Annotated in this window: 12 protein-coding genes and 1 riboswitch; of the genes, 8 read left to right on the plus strand and 4 right to left on the minus strand. The window is 35.8% G+C overall.

The window, feature by feature from the left end; genetic code table 11:
- Window positions 1-562 (minus strand): IS630 family transposase (locus tag AO382_RS08135; RefSeq protein WP_154806252.1); only part of this gene is annotated, 562 nt, incomplete at its 3' end.
- Window positions 553-978: a helix-turn-helix domain-containing protein gene (locus tag AO382_RS08140; RefSeq protein WP_064617994.1), complete on the minus strand. Its 426-nt coding sequence runs from the start codon at window positions 976-978 to the stop codon at window positions 553-555. The genes AO382_RS08135 and AO382_RS08140, both read right to left, overlap by 10 nt.
- Window positions 979-1,534: 556 nt before the next feature.
- Between AO382_RS08140 and AO382_RS11490 the strand changes: the two genes are divergently transcribed.
- From AO382_RS11490 to AO382_RS08190, 8 genes are all read left to right on the plus strand, one after another.
- Window positions 1,535-1,663: a hypothetical protein gene (locus tag AO382_RS11490; RefSeq protein WP_196759410.1), complete on the plus strand. Its 129-nt coding sequence runs from the start codon at window positions 1,535-1,537 to the stop codon at window positions 1,661-1,663.
- Window positions 1,664-2,764: 1,101 nt separating this feature from the next.
- The gene (locus AO382_RS08160) at window positions 2,765-4,933 is read left to right on the plus strand and encodes a Dam family site-specific DNA-(adenine-N6)-methyltransferase (protein ID WP_064620018.1); all 2,169 of its coding nucleotides are present in this window, start codon (window positions 2,765-2,767) and stop codon (window positions 4,931-4,933) included.
- Complete coding sequence (locus AO382_RS08165; protein ID WP_064620020.1) at window positions 4,934-6,916, plus strand: AlwI family type II restriction endonuclease; 1,983 nt, start codon at window positions 4,934-4,936, stop codon at window positions 6,914-6,916.
- A 25-nt stretch (window positions 6,917-6,941) separates the two neighbouring features.
- Window positions 6,942-8,483, plus strand: coding sequence for an ATP-binding protein (locus AO382_RS08170; protein WP_064620023.1), 1,542 nt, complete (start codon window positions 6,942-6,944; stop codon window positions 8,481-8,483).
- A 514-nt stretch (window positions 8,484-8,997) separates the two neighbouring features.
- A complete protein-coding gene (locus tag AO382_RS08175) occupies window positions 8,998-9,492 on the plus strand; it encodes a septal ring lytic transglycosylase RlpA family protein (protein ID WP_064610976.1) in 495 nt (164 codons plus the stop codon).
- A 13-nt stretch (window positions 9,493-9,505) separates the two neighbouring features.
- Window positions 9,506-9,865, plus strand: a complete 360-nt coding sequence (locus AO382_RS08180) for an FKBP-type peptidyl-prolyl cis-trans isomerase (protein WP_064620026.1) — start codon at window positions 9,506-9,508, stop codon at window positions 9,863-9,865.
- A gap of 141 nt (window positions 9,866-10,006) precedes the next feature.
- Window positions 10,007-11,182, plus strand: coding sequence for a type III PLP-dependent enzyme (locus AO382_RS08185; protein WP_064620028.1), 1,176 nt, complete (start codon window positions 10,007-10,009; stop codon window positions 11,180-11,182).
- 39 nt (window positions 11,183-11,221) lie between these two features.
- Window positions 11,222-12,502, plus strand: coding sequence for a valine--pyruvate transaminase (locus tag AO382_RS08190; RefSeq protein WP_064620031.1), 1,281 nt, complete (start codon window positions 11,222-11,224; stop codon window positions 12,500-12,502).
- A gap of 37 nt (window positions 12,503-12,539) precedes the next feature.
- On the opposite strand, the gene AO382_RS08195 is transcribed toward AO382_RS08190, so the two are convergent.
- Together AO382_RS08195 and AO382_RS08200 are read right to left on the minus strand one after the other, a co-directional pair.
- Window positions 12,540-12,896 carry a RidA family protein gene (locus AO382_RS08195; RefSeq protein ID WP_064620033.1) on the minus strand — a complete coding sequence of 119 codons (357 nt, stop codon included), beginning with the start codon at window positions 12,894-12,896 and terminating at the stop codon, window positions 12,540-12,542.
- A 13-nt stretch (window positions 12,897-12,909) separates the two neighbouring features.
- On the minus strand, window positions 12,910-14,166 hold the full coding sequence (locus AO382_RS08200; protein ID WP_064620036.1) for a D-amino acid dehydrogenase: 1,257 nt from the start codon (window positions 14,164-14,166) through the stop codon (window positions 12,910-12,912).
- 126 nt (window positions 14,167-14,292) lie between these two features.
- Window positions 14,293-14,426: riboswitch (TPP riboswitch) on the plus strand.

Genomic DNA, 14,426 nt, shown 5'->3' on the forward strand with positions numbered 1-14,426 from the left:
TTGAACCGATATTAGCAAAAACACGATTTACACCGTAACGCAGTGAATCGAAATCGACATAATCACACGGTCTAAGCCAGCCTTGTTTTACCTCTTTCCATAAACGCTCAATAATATTAAGCTGTGGACTGTAAGGCGGTAAATAAAAGATAAACAAACCACGCTGTTGCCAAATCTTTAACCGCTTTTGAATCACTTTGGCAGTATGGACTCTGGCATTATCTAATACAAGTACCGTGTATTTGTTAATTTTTAATGATATCTCATCAATAAAGGTAAGTATATCATTAGCCGTCATATTCGTTTCGCTTAGTTGGTAATGAAACTGCATGGTTCTTGAGAGTAGACCAAAACAGTTAATATCTTTACCCCGTTGCACAGAAATGCTGATGTTTTCATCCTTGTGTTGCCAACCATAGGGTACATAGCCTGTTTGACTGATTTTGGTTTCATCGCCGTAGTATAGGTCGATGTGGTTGTTTTGGCTTAAGTTCTCAAGTATGGCAAGTTGCTGTTTTTTAAGTTGGTATAGTTTTAGGTGACATTGCCCTTTTAGTCGCATTCGGATGCGTTTGTAGGTGTAGCCAAGACTTTTAAAAAATGCTCAAGGGTGCGTTGGCTAAATTGTTTACCTGTTTGCTCAGTGAGTTCATTCATAATGAGTTTAACTCGTTGGTGTTCTCGGCTAATACAGTCTTTGACGATTTGTTCATGCTCATGGGTGAGTATGGCTTTTCTGCCTTGTCCTAGTTTGGTTTGTAGTCCTTGTATGCCATGCTCTCGGTAGCGTTTGATCCAGTTATAGACACTTTGGATGTTGGTGTCTAGTATGTTTGCTATATCTTTAGCTTTGTAGCCTTGGCTTTTGAGTAGAATGAGATGACATCGTTGTCGATAGACTGCTGTTTCGCCTAGTTTGTAGCCTTGCTCAAGTGCTTGTTTTTGAGTGTCTGTTAGTTCAATGGTGCTGATTTTCATTTGTGTTTAATGTTATGATGGGTAGTTGATAATATCATAACATTAATTTGGCGGATTACTTACCAATATATATCGTAAATTCAAATAAAAAGAAAAAAAGGGGGGTGTGAGAAAGATGTATATTGATGCTGAAGAAATCAGCAAAGATTGGGGGGTTCCAAGCCTAAAGTATACAAAATGATAAAAGAATTAAATGAGAGAATACTAAAAGACAATCCAAACCTGATAGTGATTACAGGTAAGGTTAATCGAAAATTTTATGAAGAAAACTGTTATGGTCAAACGAAAGAAGTATGGGAGGCGATGATGTGTCAGCTAGTAAGGATAAAGAAAGAGGTACATGGAAAATCTCTTTAAGGTGTGTTGATTGGCAAAGGATGAAACAGATTCACACAAAGCGTAGATTCGCTACAAAGAGAGGGGCTTTAGAGTATAAACGGGAGTTTTTGGCAAGTAAGTTGAGAGATTTGAATATGCATTTTAGTCATTTGTTGAAATCTATTTGAATGATTTAAAGCCGAGAATAAAATATAACATTTACTTGACAAAGGTGTAGATGATAGAAATAAAAATAACCCCATACTTTGCTAAAAAATCAATAGCTGAAATAACGGCTCCGGATATGTTACAGTGGCAAAATAAATTACTTAAAAAGTCTGATGGTGAAGGTAAATTATATTCTTAAACTTATTTAAGAAAAGTTCAAAATCAACTAAATACGATTCTTAGCCATGCAATAAGTATTATGGACTGACAAGTAATCCCGTTCATAAAACGACTAAGATGGGAAAATTCAAAAGCTTGGGAAATGTTATTTTGAACGAAAGAGGAATACGAAAAATTCGCTGAAAGTGTTAAAAGCAAACCTAATTCATATCATGCCTTTGAGATTCTTTATTAGTGTGGCATAAGAGAAAGTGAATTGCTTGCACTGACAAAAGATAATTTTGACCTTAAAAAGAGGGCTTTAACAATCACTAAATCATTTCAAAGATTAAAAGGAAAAGATTATATTATAAGTCCAAAGACAGAACAAAGTAATAGAACAATTCAAGTACCATAATTATGGAAGTATTAGAAAAAGAAATTCAAAAAAATATCATTTCAAAAAATGAATTGAAACAAGAATTTGGACAAACTTTCATGGGAGCAAAAGAAGATAAAGGAAGTAGTTAAGTTAAGAATATTTAAGTTTTTATGAACAAAAGAAAATATTATGAAGGCTATCGTAAAAATCTGAGCGATAAAATTTATATGATGATATATGATGATGAACAGAAAAAGATATAAAAGCTTATTAGAAACCCTATGATGAAATAGATATTTTCTTTAAACAATTTCTGCACTTGAAAAGATGCTGTATTAGAAGGATTGAAGAAAAAATTAGGTAAAAATCTTTTTACGAAATTAAACGAGTATTCTAAAGAATTATAAGCTAAATAAGAGAAAATAATCAAGAAAAATAATTCATTATTAAAATAGTATGATGAATTGGAGCATCTGAAAAATAATATGAAGGAGTACCTTGGTAGGGATAAGACAGAGAAAAAGGAATCAGTTATTGGAGTAATTAAGAAACATAAAAGGAAAATAGATACAATAATTGAGCAGAGTTATAGTATGAGTAACGATATGGAACTATGGCGATACCTAGAGAATATTATAAATTTGATACCTTCTTTTGATGCAATTAGCATCTAATTTATCGCTAAAAATATAGAAAAAATGAGCGAAATATGTTTTAATGTCTACTAAATAGATTAGAATGTGGCAATGAGGAATAAAGATGGCAAGTCTTAATGTTATTGATGTAATAAAACAATTAGACATTTCTAAGTCATATTTATATAAATTAATAGATAAAGAAAATATTTTAATTCCGAGAAGTGATACAGGAAGGTACTTTTGGGATGAAAACACAGTTGAAATTATAAAAAGATTTTTGCATATAGATGATTTACAGTATAAGGATGACACAGATTTTTTAATATCTAAATTAGGATTAAAGCAGTCATTCATAAATAATAGACGATATTTAGGAAATAAATATTCTCTTTCTGATTTTATAAGAAAAACAGTTGATGAAAATTGTAAAGGTGTAAATATTGTTATTGATATATTTAGTGGAACTGGAGCAGTTGCAAATACTTTCAAGGATAAAATGCTTATTACAAATGATTTATTGTATAGTAATTATATTTCCAATTATGCATGGTTTGGATATGAGAAATATTCAAGCAAAAAGATAATTGAGCTTATATACGACTATAATCAAGTTAAAACAAAAGAAAATAATTATATGCGAGAAAATTTTGCAAATACATTCTTTTCTGCTGATGATTGTAGCAAGATAGGATATATAAGAGAAGATATAGAAGCAAAGTATAAAAATAAAGAAATAAATTTTAAGGAATATGCAATATTGATTACATCGCTTCTATATGCAATGGATAAGATTGCAAACACAGTTGGACACTACGATGCATATAGAAAAAATGTGGATTTTGAAAAGACTTTGGTATTGAATGTCTTGTTACCGGAAGAAACGATAAATTCTAATAATGATTGTTATAACCTAGACGCAAACAAACTAATTAAAAATATTAAGGGAGATTTGTTGTACTTGGATCCTCCATATAATTCAAGGCAGTATTGTGATGCATATCATTTACTTGAAAATGTGGCAAGATGGGAAAAACCTGAAGTTTATGGGGTTGCAAGGAAGATGGATAGGACTTTACTTAAAAGTGATTACTGCATGATTACGGCTACAAAAGCATTTGAAGAACTTATTGAAAGGGCTGATACAAAGTATATCTTACTTTCATATAACAATATGTCTGACAAGGGAAATGATAGGTCGAATGCGAAAATATCGGATGAAGATATTATGAGAATTCTTAGTAAAAAGGGAAAAGTTACTATATTTGAATCAAACTACAAGAGTTTTTCAACTGGGAAATCAGATATAAAAGATAATAAAGAAAGACTATTTTTATGTGAAGTATTTAGCGAAGAAAAAAAGAAAATGAATATACCTTGCCCGTTTAATTATACAGGTGGAAAATTTAAGTTACTAGAACAGTTGCAACCTTTATTTGATGAAAAGGAAGTATTTTTAGATTTGTTTGCCGGAGGAGGAAATGTTGGAATAAATTCATCTTCTTCAAAAGTTATTTTTAATGATTCAAATGAAAAACTAATAGATTTAATTAAATTTATCAAAGACGCTGATTCCGACGTTTTATTAAAAAAAATAGACAATATTATTGATGAATATGATTTATCCAATACATCGTTATATGGATATTCTTATTATGATTGTGATAGTAGTAGAGGCTTAGCTGAATACAATAAAGGAAGATTTCTTAAGTTAAGGGATGATTTTAATGCTAAAGTTCTTGCTGGAGAAATAGATTATCCAATGCTGTATGTACTTATGGTGTTCTCTTTTAATAATCAGATTAGGTTTAATCGAAAGGGACTTTTTAATCTTCCGGTAGGTAAGAGAGATTTTAATTCTAAAATGAGAAGTAAGCTTGTATTATTTTCTGAAGAATTAAAAAGTAAAGATGTCCAGTTTATGAAAAAGGATTTTAGAGAAATTTCATTAGATGATTTTTCTCAGGAGACTTTTATTTATTGTGATCCACCTTATTTGATTACAAATGCGACATATAATGAAAATGGAATGTGGACTGAAATAGAAGAAAAAGCTTTACTTGAATTTTTGGATGAAGCCAATGAAAAAGGGTTTAGTTTTGCTTTGTCTAATGTTTTGGAAAGTAAAAATAAAAGAAATGATATTTTATATAATTGGATTGAAAGTAAGGGGTATTACTGTAATCGTCTGAATAAAAGTTATTCAAATAGCAGTTATCACAGAAAAAATAAGAATAGTATATCTGAAGAAGTTTTAATTACTAATTATCCGGTTGATTGGAGGAATGAGTAAATGGCTAATAAAAGTATTTCTTATCAAAGTTTTTGTTGGGTTATAGGAACTACAAGCTTTAGAACTGCAAAACTAAATTTAAAAATCGAGGCACAATTGTTGCTTCTTGATGAGTTTTATAATGAAGTCATAAAGAAATCTAACTGGAATTGGAATAATGAATTGCAAGAGAAATATTATGATTTTATGAAAGATAGAGCTTTCTTAAAAGGAGAAGCAAAAAGAAAAGATAAAGATGCGAGAGAAAAAACATCAGGATTGGTTGATATTGGTTTAATTACAGAAGATAGATTGATTACGGCTGCAGGAAGAGAACTCCTTAAAATAACAAGTAGTGGAGATTTTGAAACCAATAATGTGTTTAATATTAATAGAGATAGTTTTACCTATCTAAAACAGCTTCTTAAAACAAGTATAGATGTAAGTGGTAGTATCGTTAGACCGTTTATTGCGGTTGTAAAGTGCCTGACAGAACTTGAGTTTTTAAGTTATGACGAGTTTACTTATTTTGTTCCGCTAATTAGAGATGACGAAAGTGCAAAACAAATCATATCGGATATTAAATTATATCGAGAAGGTAAAATCTTGCCGGAAGAAATAATTTATAAGAGACTTATGCAAATGGAAAACTATAAACTTGCACAAGAAGAATTTATAGCCTCTGATGTTGACGAAAATCTAATATGTTTAGTGGGAATGAATCGTAAAAGCAGAAACTATGACAAGCCGTACTATAAATTGTATGAGAATTTAAAGAAGGTATTTCTTGATGGCGAAAACATTTATGAATCGCTATTAAATTCTGCAAAGAATATAAATCAAAAACCTGGAACATTGTGGAGAAGTTTACTCTTTAAAACAACCAATATTGGTGTTGTAAGAAAAAATGGGAAGTCTTCAATTCACAAACAATGCCCATTTATAAACTGTAAAAATGAAACAGAATTAAAAGAAGTGTTTTTCAAATATTTACATGTTTTTAAGGCAATGGCGACTTTATCTGATTATTTTGATTTAAATAGAAGATATTTTAATATTACAGATACTCTAATTTTTGAAGATCGTGTGATTAAGTTGGATATGATTCCAAAGTATTATTTTAAAGAAATTATTGATGTTCTGTATACAGAAACTTTTAGTAGAGATAATAATCTTAGATCTGATGTCCAACTTGAAACTATATCAGAAGCATTCAAGCTAGATATTAGCAAAGTATATGCAGCTTTAAGTAAAGATTTAGGAATTACAATTAAGAGTCCGGAACAAGCTGCAACTTATGTAAATGATGAACGATACAGAAGATTTAACACTTTGATTGATAAGAATTTTAATGACTCTGTGCTTATAGAGTTACTAAATTGTTTTGAAACACGAGACGATAAGCGAATAGAAGAACTTGTTACAGATGAGGCTACAATATCAACTATCTTTGAATATATTTTGGGAATTATATGGTATAAAGTAAGTGAAAGACAAGGGAATATTTTGGACTTCATGAAGTTATCATTAGAAGCCAATTTATTGCCTAAGACACATGCGGCTGGAGGCTATGCAGACATTATATATGAATATGAGGCGTGTACTTCTTATCCGAAACATTCGCTATTACTTGAAGCAACTCTTGCAGATGGAAATAATCAAAGGAGAATGGAAATGGAGCCTGTTTCAAGACATTTAGGAGATTATAGAATTAGATTTAATAATCCGTTCGATTACAGTTTGTTTGTCAGCACATACTTAGATAAAAATGTGATTTCAGATTTTAGGTATAGAAAGATAATTCCATATACCAGAGATGAAGAAACTATTACAGGCATGAAGATTATTTCAATGGATACAGATTCTCTTAAGAAAATAATTGAAAATAAGGTCAAGTATAAATATTTGTATGAGGTCTTTGACAAATACCATGAAATGCCATTAGAGACTGTAGATTGGCATGGTGGGATGATAAGAGAGGCTACTAGAGAGTATAAATTTTAATTATGATGTAGAGACAGGAGATGATATGAAAATAAAATCGATGAAAGTTAAAAACTTTAGAGGTTACTCGGATGAAATAATAGTAAATTTTGATGATTTAACTGTTATAGTAGGGAGAAATGATGTTGGTAAATCAACAATTTTAGAGGCGTTGGATATCTTTTTCAATGATGGTAAAGGCGTTGTAAAAATTGATAAAACAGATGTAAATATAGTAAAATCAAAAAATGGAGAATATGAAACAGTAATAAGCGTATGCTTTTGTGATCTACCAGACAAGGTGATAATAGATTCATCTGTTGAAACATCACTTGCAGACGAATATCTTTTGAATAAAAATAAAGAATTAGAGATAGTAAAAAAATTTCAAAATGGTGGAGCCGCAAAAGTATATATAAAAGCGAGCCATCCAACAAATAAAAGTTGTGAAGATTTATTATTAAAGAAGAACTCAGATTTAAAAAAAATAATTAAAGAAGAAAGTATAGAATGCAGTAGCCTGAATATCAACTCAATAATGAGAAAAGAAATATGGGCAAAATATCAAAATGATCTACAATTGGATGAAATTGAACTTGATGTTACAAAAGAAGATGCAAAAAAAATTTGGGAAAAAATATCTTTATATTTACCAGTGTATTCACTTTTCCAATCAGATAGAAAAAATAGTGACTCAGATAATGAAATACAAGATCCATTAAAGGAAGCAGTAAAACAAATTATTAGCGAAGAAAGCTTACAAAATAGTCTTGTGGAGATTGCAGATATTGTTAGAAAGAAAATAGAAGAAGTATCTAATAGAACCTTAGAAAAAATAAGAGAAATGGATCCAGAAATTGCAAGCACTTTAAGTCCAGTTATTCCTACAGCAAAGAACTTAAGGTGGCAAGATGTTTTTAAGAATGTTTCTATATCTGGAGATGAGAACATTCCAATAAATAAAAGAGGAAGTGGAGTAAGACGTTTAATATTATTGAATTTTTTTAGAGCAGAGGTTGAAAGAAAAACAGAAAATAGCGAAAATGCAAATGTTATATATGCAATAGAGGAGCCGGAAACATCTCAACATACGAATAATCAGTATAAGTTAATTGAATCTTTAAAAGAATTAGCGAAATTGCCAGGAACTCAGATATTATTAACGACACATAGTCCTAATATTGTAAAAAGATTAGATTTTTCGAATTTAAGATTGCTTAAAGATGGAGAACAAAAAAAAGAAGTCCAAAATGTTGCTCTTGGACAATTACATTACCCATCGTTAAATGAGGTAAACTACATGGCTTTTGATGAGATAACGGAAGAGTATCATAATGAATTATATGGTTTTATTGAGTTACAGGGTTGGCTTAATGACTACAAATTTGATAAAACGAAGATTGACTATAAAAAGTTAAAAAAAGATGGTTCGATATGTCCTCAAAAGCTAACTTTGACAGAATACATAAGGCATCAAATACATCATCCAGAAAATAGAAATAATAGAAGATTTTATCTTTCAGAGTTAAAGGAATCGATAGAAATGATGAGAGATTTTATTTCGATAAATGATAGAAGAGTAGAATAGTTTTCACCAAAATATAACTTATTTGCTTTTTAATCTGTTTCGTGCTTGTAATATGCTTGCAAAAAATCAGATAAATAGCAATCAATCTGATAATAAAATATTAATTTTATGCCATTTATATAAAATGATATCAATGGATATATTGAATGGGAATGATTGGCGGATGAAGTTAGCTTATCGCTCAGCCGCCTTGGTTGGGCGTTTTTTTGATCTTTACTTTATGAGCTTTAACTTACTTTATGATCTTTGAATGATCATCATCGCTGACTACAATGCTATAAAAAAGTGCTATTTATTTGAAGGCAATCAAAAACAAGACAGACTTAGCAATATTTTAGTAATATTAAATATCAATTGTTAAAAATTTGTCAAAGAATATGTAAATCCTTGTAATTATCATGGGTTTTGGCTATGATACGCCATTATTTTTGAGATTTCGATTTTTGAGATTTCGGTGAAACTGCACTGAAATCAACATAAATCCACCAAAGGCTAAAAGCCTAAGGATCAGATGATGAAAAAGATTGTTGTAGCTGCTTTGGCGCTGTCTGCCTTGTCTGCTCAAGCGGCGACCATCACCTACTATGGTGATAAATTCCATGGTCGCAAAACGGCAAATGGCGAGCGTTTTAACCAAAATGCGATGACCTGCGCCAGCAACAGCCATAAATTTGGTACGCATCTTAAAGTGACCAATACCGCTAATGGTAAATCAGTTGTTTGTCGAGTGAACGACCGCGGCGGCTTTAGTAAATATGGCGTGACCTTGGATTTGTCAAAAGGCGCATTTGCTAAAATTGCACCGCTTTCTCAAGGTCGTGCACGCGTCACCATCGAAAAAGTCAGTGGCTCAACCGCCCAAGACACCCAAGGTATCGAAAGTAGCACACTGGCACAAGACAGCTTAAGCGCACAAAAAGTGGCTGAAGCGTTATCACAAGTTGAAAAAGTATCAACCGAACACACCACTCGCATCACTTTGGCAAGCAATACTTCGGTTACTGAATAAGAAGTGAAAGCTTATGATAAAAGCGACAGATATTGTGGTTGGCACAGGCAAAACTGCCGTTAAAGGCGCCTTGATTGTCACTGAATACACCGGCTATCTGATGGATGGTACGGTGTTTGATGCTTCTGCGCACCGTGGTCGTCCGTTTGAGTGCGTGATCGGCACAGGTCGCGTGATCAAAGGTTGGGATTTGGGCGTGCTAGGCTTTGATGACTCAGGCGTTAGTGTGGCGCCCATGCAAGTTGGCGGTAAGCGAGAATTAATCGTGCCTGCGCAGTTGGCGTATGGTGATCGTGCGATTGGTAAAATTCCGCCCAACTCACCGCTGCGTTTTGAGATTGAGCTATTAGAAGTGCGCACTCGTGACGACTGATGAGATCGATGCTCAAAAGCATAGCCCGACCGCCAAAAGCTTGCTATAATAAACTTAAGCAATCTTTTTTGATGCGTTTCATTATTTGCTTAACAAAACACATCAACACAGCTTTAAAAAACTTTATAGGAGCAAGCCTTAGTGATTAAGATTGATCAATATTTTAGCCAAGCTCAGTGGCAAAAATTTACCCAAGCGGCAGAAGGTCAAGAGACGCCTTTATTAGTGGTTGATTTGAGTCGAATTAAGACCAAATACGAAGAGATGGTCACGCTATTTCCTAAGGCAAAAATCCATTATGCCATGAAAGCAAGTCCCGCCACCGAAGTGGTCAAATATTTGGCTGATCTGGGCTCAAATTTTGACTGTGCATCGATTTATGAGTTGGATCGTGTGCTAGATTGTGGCGTGTCACCTGATCGCATTTCTTATGGTAATACCATCAAAAAAGCAGATCATGTGAAGTATGCCTACAATAAAGGCATTACTTTATATGCCACAGATTCTAAAGCAGATCTAATTAATATTGCTAATAATGCGCCTGGCTCAAAGGTATTTGTGCGTATTTTGGTGCATGGTGCTGACACCGCCGAATGGCCGCTATCACGCAAATTTGGCTGTCATCCTGACATGGCGATCGATTTACTTGTGCAAGCAAAAAATCTAGGCCTCGTCCCTTATGGCATCTCATTTCATGTGGGCAGTCAACAAAAAGATGTGGCAGCGTGGGATGATGCGCTTGCTAAGGTTAAATATATGTTTGACTGGATGAAATATGAAGAAGGGATCAAACTTCAAATGATCAATTTGGGCGGCGGATTCCCAACCAATTACATCAGCGAAGTCAACCCAATTTCAGTCTATGCCGAAGAGATTCACCGCTATTTGTCCGAAGACTTTGACGAAGATGAGATGCCCGAAATTATCTTAGAGCCAGGGCGCTCTATGGTGGGCGACAGTGGCGTTTTGGTCTCGGAAGTTGTCTTGATCAGTCGTAAATCACGTACCGATTTGACCCGATGGGTCTACACAGACGTGGGCTTATTCCAAGGCTTGATCGAAACTTTGGGTGAGGCGATCAAATATCCCGTCTATACGCCAAAAATGGAAACCGCCACCGAAAAAGGTACGGTGATTTTGGCAGGTCCAACTTGCGACAGCACCGATATCATGTATGAAGATGCAGCCTATAAGCTGCCTCAAGACCTTGAGATCGGCGATAAACTCTACTGGCTGACGACAGGCGCCTATACCAATTCTTATTCATCGGTTGAGTTTAATGGTTTTCCCCCTTTAAAAGTCAAATATATTAAATAATGTTTCACATGAAACATTAAAATAATCATAAGGTTTGAAATGCAATTTTCAAAATTTGGCGAAAAATTTATTCAAGATAGCCCCATTCTACAGCTGATGGATGATTTGGGCAGTGCGTTAAACAGTGATACGCCGATCAATATGCTTGGCGGCGGTAATCCTGCCAATATCCCAGAGGTATCGGCAGCGTATGAGGCAGTGCTCCAACGGATCGCTGCCAGCGGTGCAGCGATAGAAAGTGTGAGTAATTATGCGTCGCCGCAAGGTGATGCCAAATTTATCAAAGTGCTTGTTGAATTTTTCAATCGTCGCTATGGTTGGGGACTGACCTCTGATCACATCGTACTAACCAACGGCTCTCAAAACGCGTTCTTTTATCTGTTTAATTTATTTGCAGGGCAGTTTTGTGATGGCAGCCATAAATCCATCTTACTGCCCTTGGCGCCTGAATATGTCGGCTATGCAGATGTACAAGTTGAGGGATCTCATTTTGTGTCATTGCCGCCAATCATAGAAAAAACCACGCATGAAGACCGTGAAGGATTTTTTAAATATAAAGTTGATTTTGATGCTCTTGAAAATTTAGAAGAATTAAATAATAATCAGATTGGCGCAATTTGCTGTTCACGCCCAACCAATCCTACAGGCAATGTGCTGACAGACAGTGAGATGGCGCATCTAAAACAGCTTGCCAAAAAGCATGGCATCCCGTTGATCATTGATAATGCCTATGGCGCACCGTTTCCAAATATCATCCACACCGACGCAAGCCTTGAGTGGGATGATGAGACCATCTTATGCTTTAGTCTATCAAAGGTCGGTCTACCAGGCGTGCGCACGGGCATCATCATTGCGCATCCAAAGATTGCTAAGGCCGTGAGCAACATGAACGCCATTGTGAATCTATCGCCGGTGCGCTTTGGGGCGGCGATTGCCACACCGTTATTTGAAAATGATGAGATTATTCGCCTGTCTGATGAGCTTATCTCCCCATTTTATAAAAAACAATCCACATTTGCCATCCGCCGTCTCCAAGAAGAATTTGCAGATTATCCGGTTTATATCCATCAGCCTGAAGGTACGATTTTTCTATGGGTGTGGTTTGAGGGCTTACCGATTTCTACGACCAAGCTGTATCAGATCTTAAAGCAGCAAGGCACGCTGATTATCCCAAGCGAGCATTTTTTTGTGGGTATGCAGGCGGCGGATTATCCACACGCCAAAGAGTGTATCCGCTTATCGATCGCCCAAGATGATCAAACACTTGACCAAGGCATCAAAACGATTGGTGAAGTGGTTAGGCAGTTGTATCACAATTAAAAAATACCGCAGCTCATCGGCTGCGGTCTTGTTTGGGTTATGATTGAGTGGCAGCAGTGACCATAATTTCAACAAGCCAGTTTGGGTTCACCAAGTTGGCTTGAATGGTTGCGCGTACTGGCGGCGTTGAGCCTGTCACCCATTCTTTCCAAGCGTTATTAAAGCCTTCAAAATCATCCAAATTTTTGATGAATACTTGAGCGGATAGCAGATGGTTTTTATCGGTGCCTACCAAAGCCAATGCCTTATCGATATTAGCAAAGACTTGGCGTGACTGCCCAACGATGTCAAGGCTGTCATCATCGGGTACTTGACCTGCCAAATAAACCACACCGCCATGAACCGCCACTTCGCTTAAGGTGTCATTGCTGTCAAATTTTTGAATTGTGCTCATAAATTTTCCTTATTTATACTGACTGATAACGCGCCAATGACAGCCCTTCGAGGCTGATATCAGGCGTCTGATGGGTAATAATATCACTGATGAGGCTGCCAGAGCCGCAGGACATGGTCCAGCCCAGCGTGCCGTGACCTGTATTGAGATACAGATTATCAAAATGCGTCTGACCGATGATGGGCGTGCCATCTGGCGTCATGGGTCTTAACCCTGTCCAAAAAGTTGCATTCGCCAAATCTCCGCCATCAAAAAGACTTTTGGTAACCATCTCAAGTGTCTCACGGCGTTTTTGTCGTAAATTCAAATCAAAGCCACTTAACTCCGCCATACCGCCCACACGAATGCGTTGATTAAATCGTGTGATGGCAATTTTATAGGTTTCATCAATGACGGTGGAAATGGGTGCACGGCTTTCATCAATAATAGGCACAGTCAATGAATATCCTTTCACTGGATATACGGGTAAATCAAGCCCTAAGGACTTTGCCATCGCCCGTGAATAACTGCCCAATGCAAGCACATAACTGTCTGCAGTGATGAGCTCACCGTCAGCGATGACGCCAGTAATGGTTTGGTTATTATGAGTGATTTTGTCAATTGTGGTATTAAAACGAAATTCAACGCCCATTTCTTTACAGATTTCAGCCAGTGCTTTGGTGAATAAATTACAGTCACCAGTTTCGTCGTGGGGCAGTCTCAGACCGCCAGTCAGCTGTGCTGACGCATGCGCCAAAGCAGGCTCAGCTTGGCTTAGGCTGTCTTTGTCTAACAGCTCGTAGTCTACACCGCATTCTTTTAATACTTCGATGTCTTTGCCGACTTGATCAAGCTGCGCTTGGGTGCGAAACAGCTGAAGCGTGCCTTGGGTGCGGTGCTCATAACCGATGCCAGTGTCTTCACGAAGCTGACCAAAGCAGTCGCGGCTGTATTCAGCTACTCGCATCATGCGCGCTTTATTGATGGCGTAGCGCTCGCTGGTGCAGTTTTTGAGCATCTGGGTAAGCCATGCCATCTGAAAACTTGACCCATCAGGACGAATCGCCAAGGGTGCGTGCTTTTGAAACAGCCATTTGACAGCTTTCATGGGGATTTGTGGGGCAGCCCAAGGCGTTGAGTAGCCTGGCGAGATTTGCCCAGCATTACCGAAGCTTGTCTCTTCAGCAACGGTATGCTGACGCTCGATGACAGTGACTTGGACGCCTTTTTTGGCAAGATAATACGCCGTCGTAGTGCCGATGACGCCGCCGCCTAAAACCAAAACTTTCATGTGATGTTCCTAAGTAGGCAAAATATGTATGCCTGCATATGATAACAGGCGGACGCAATCGCTGACAAGCCAAAAACGCTGATTGATTAAAATATTCACTGAAGCAAAATTATGATATACTGATTTTATAACTTGACGGAGTACAGCCAATCAGCTGTTGAGATTGTTTTATTTTTATGATGAAATTCATAAGAATTATAAACAAATACCGTTGAACCTGTAAGGTTAATACCTGCGTAGGAATCAAGTGAATTAAAGAT

Origin of the sequence: Moraxella catarrhalis, from assembly GCF_001656295.1 — a bacterium.
In the GTDB taxonomy this organism is placed as follows: Bacteria; Pseudomonadota; Gammaproteobacteria; order Pseudomonadales; family Moraxellaceae; genus Moraxella; species Moraxella veridica.

Coding starts and splice junctions, on each gene's coding strand:
- AO382_RS08170 (WP_064620023.1), top strand. CDS start 6,942: ATGAAAATAAAATCGATGAAAGTTAAAAACTTTAGAGGTTACTCGGAT.
- AO382_RS08140 (WP_064617994.1), bottom strand. CDS start 978: ATGAAAATCAGCACCATTGAACTAACAGACACTCAAAAACAAGCACTT.
- AO382_RS08190 (WP_064620031.1), top strand. CDS start 11,222: ATGCAATTTTCAAAATTTGGCGAAAAATTTATTCAAGATAGCCCCATT.
- AO382_RS08165 (WP_064620020.1), top strand. CDS start 4,934: ATGGCTAATAAAAGTATTTCTTATCAAAGTTTTTGTTGGGTTATAGGA.
- AO382_RS08200 (WP_064620036.1), bottom strand. CDS start 14,166: ATGAAAGTTTTGGTTTTAGGCGGCGGCGTCATCGGCACTACGACGGCG.
- AO382_RS08195 (WP_064620033.1), bottom strand. CDS start 12,896: ATGAGCACAATTCAAAAATTTGACAGCAATGACACCTTAAGCGAAGTG.
- AO382_RS11490 (WP_196759410.1), top strand. CDS start 1,535: ATGATAGAAATAAAAATAACCCCATACTTTGCTAAAAAATCAATAGCT.
- AO382_RS08175 (WP_064610976.1), top strand. CDS start 8,998: ATGAAAAAGATTGTTGTAGCTGCTTTGGCGCTGTCTGCCTTGTCTGCT.
- AO382_RS08180 (WP_064620026.1), top strand. CDS start 9,506: ATGATAAAAGCGACAGATATTGTGGTTGGCACAGGCAAAACTGCCGTT.
- AO382_RS08160 (WP_064620018.1), top strand. CDS start 2,765: ATGGCAAGTCTTAATGTTATTGATGTAATAAAACAATTAGACATTTCT.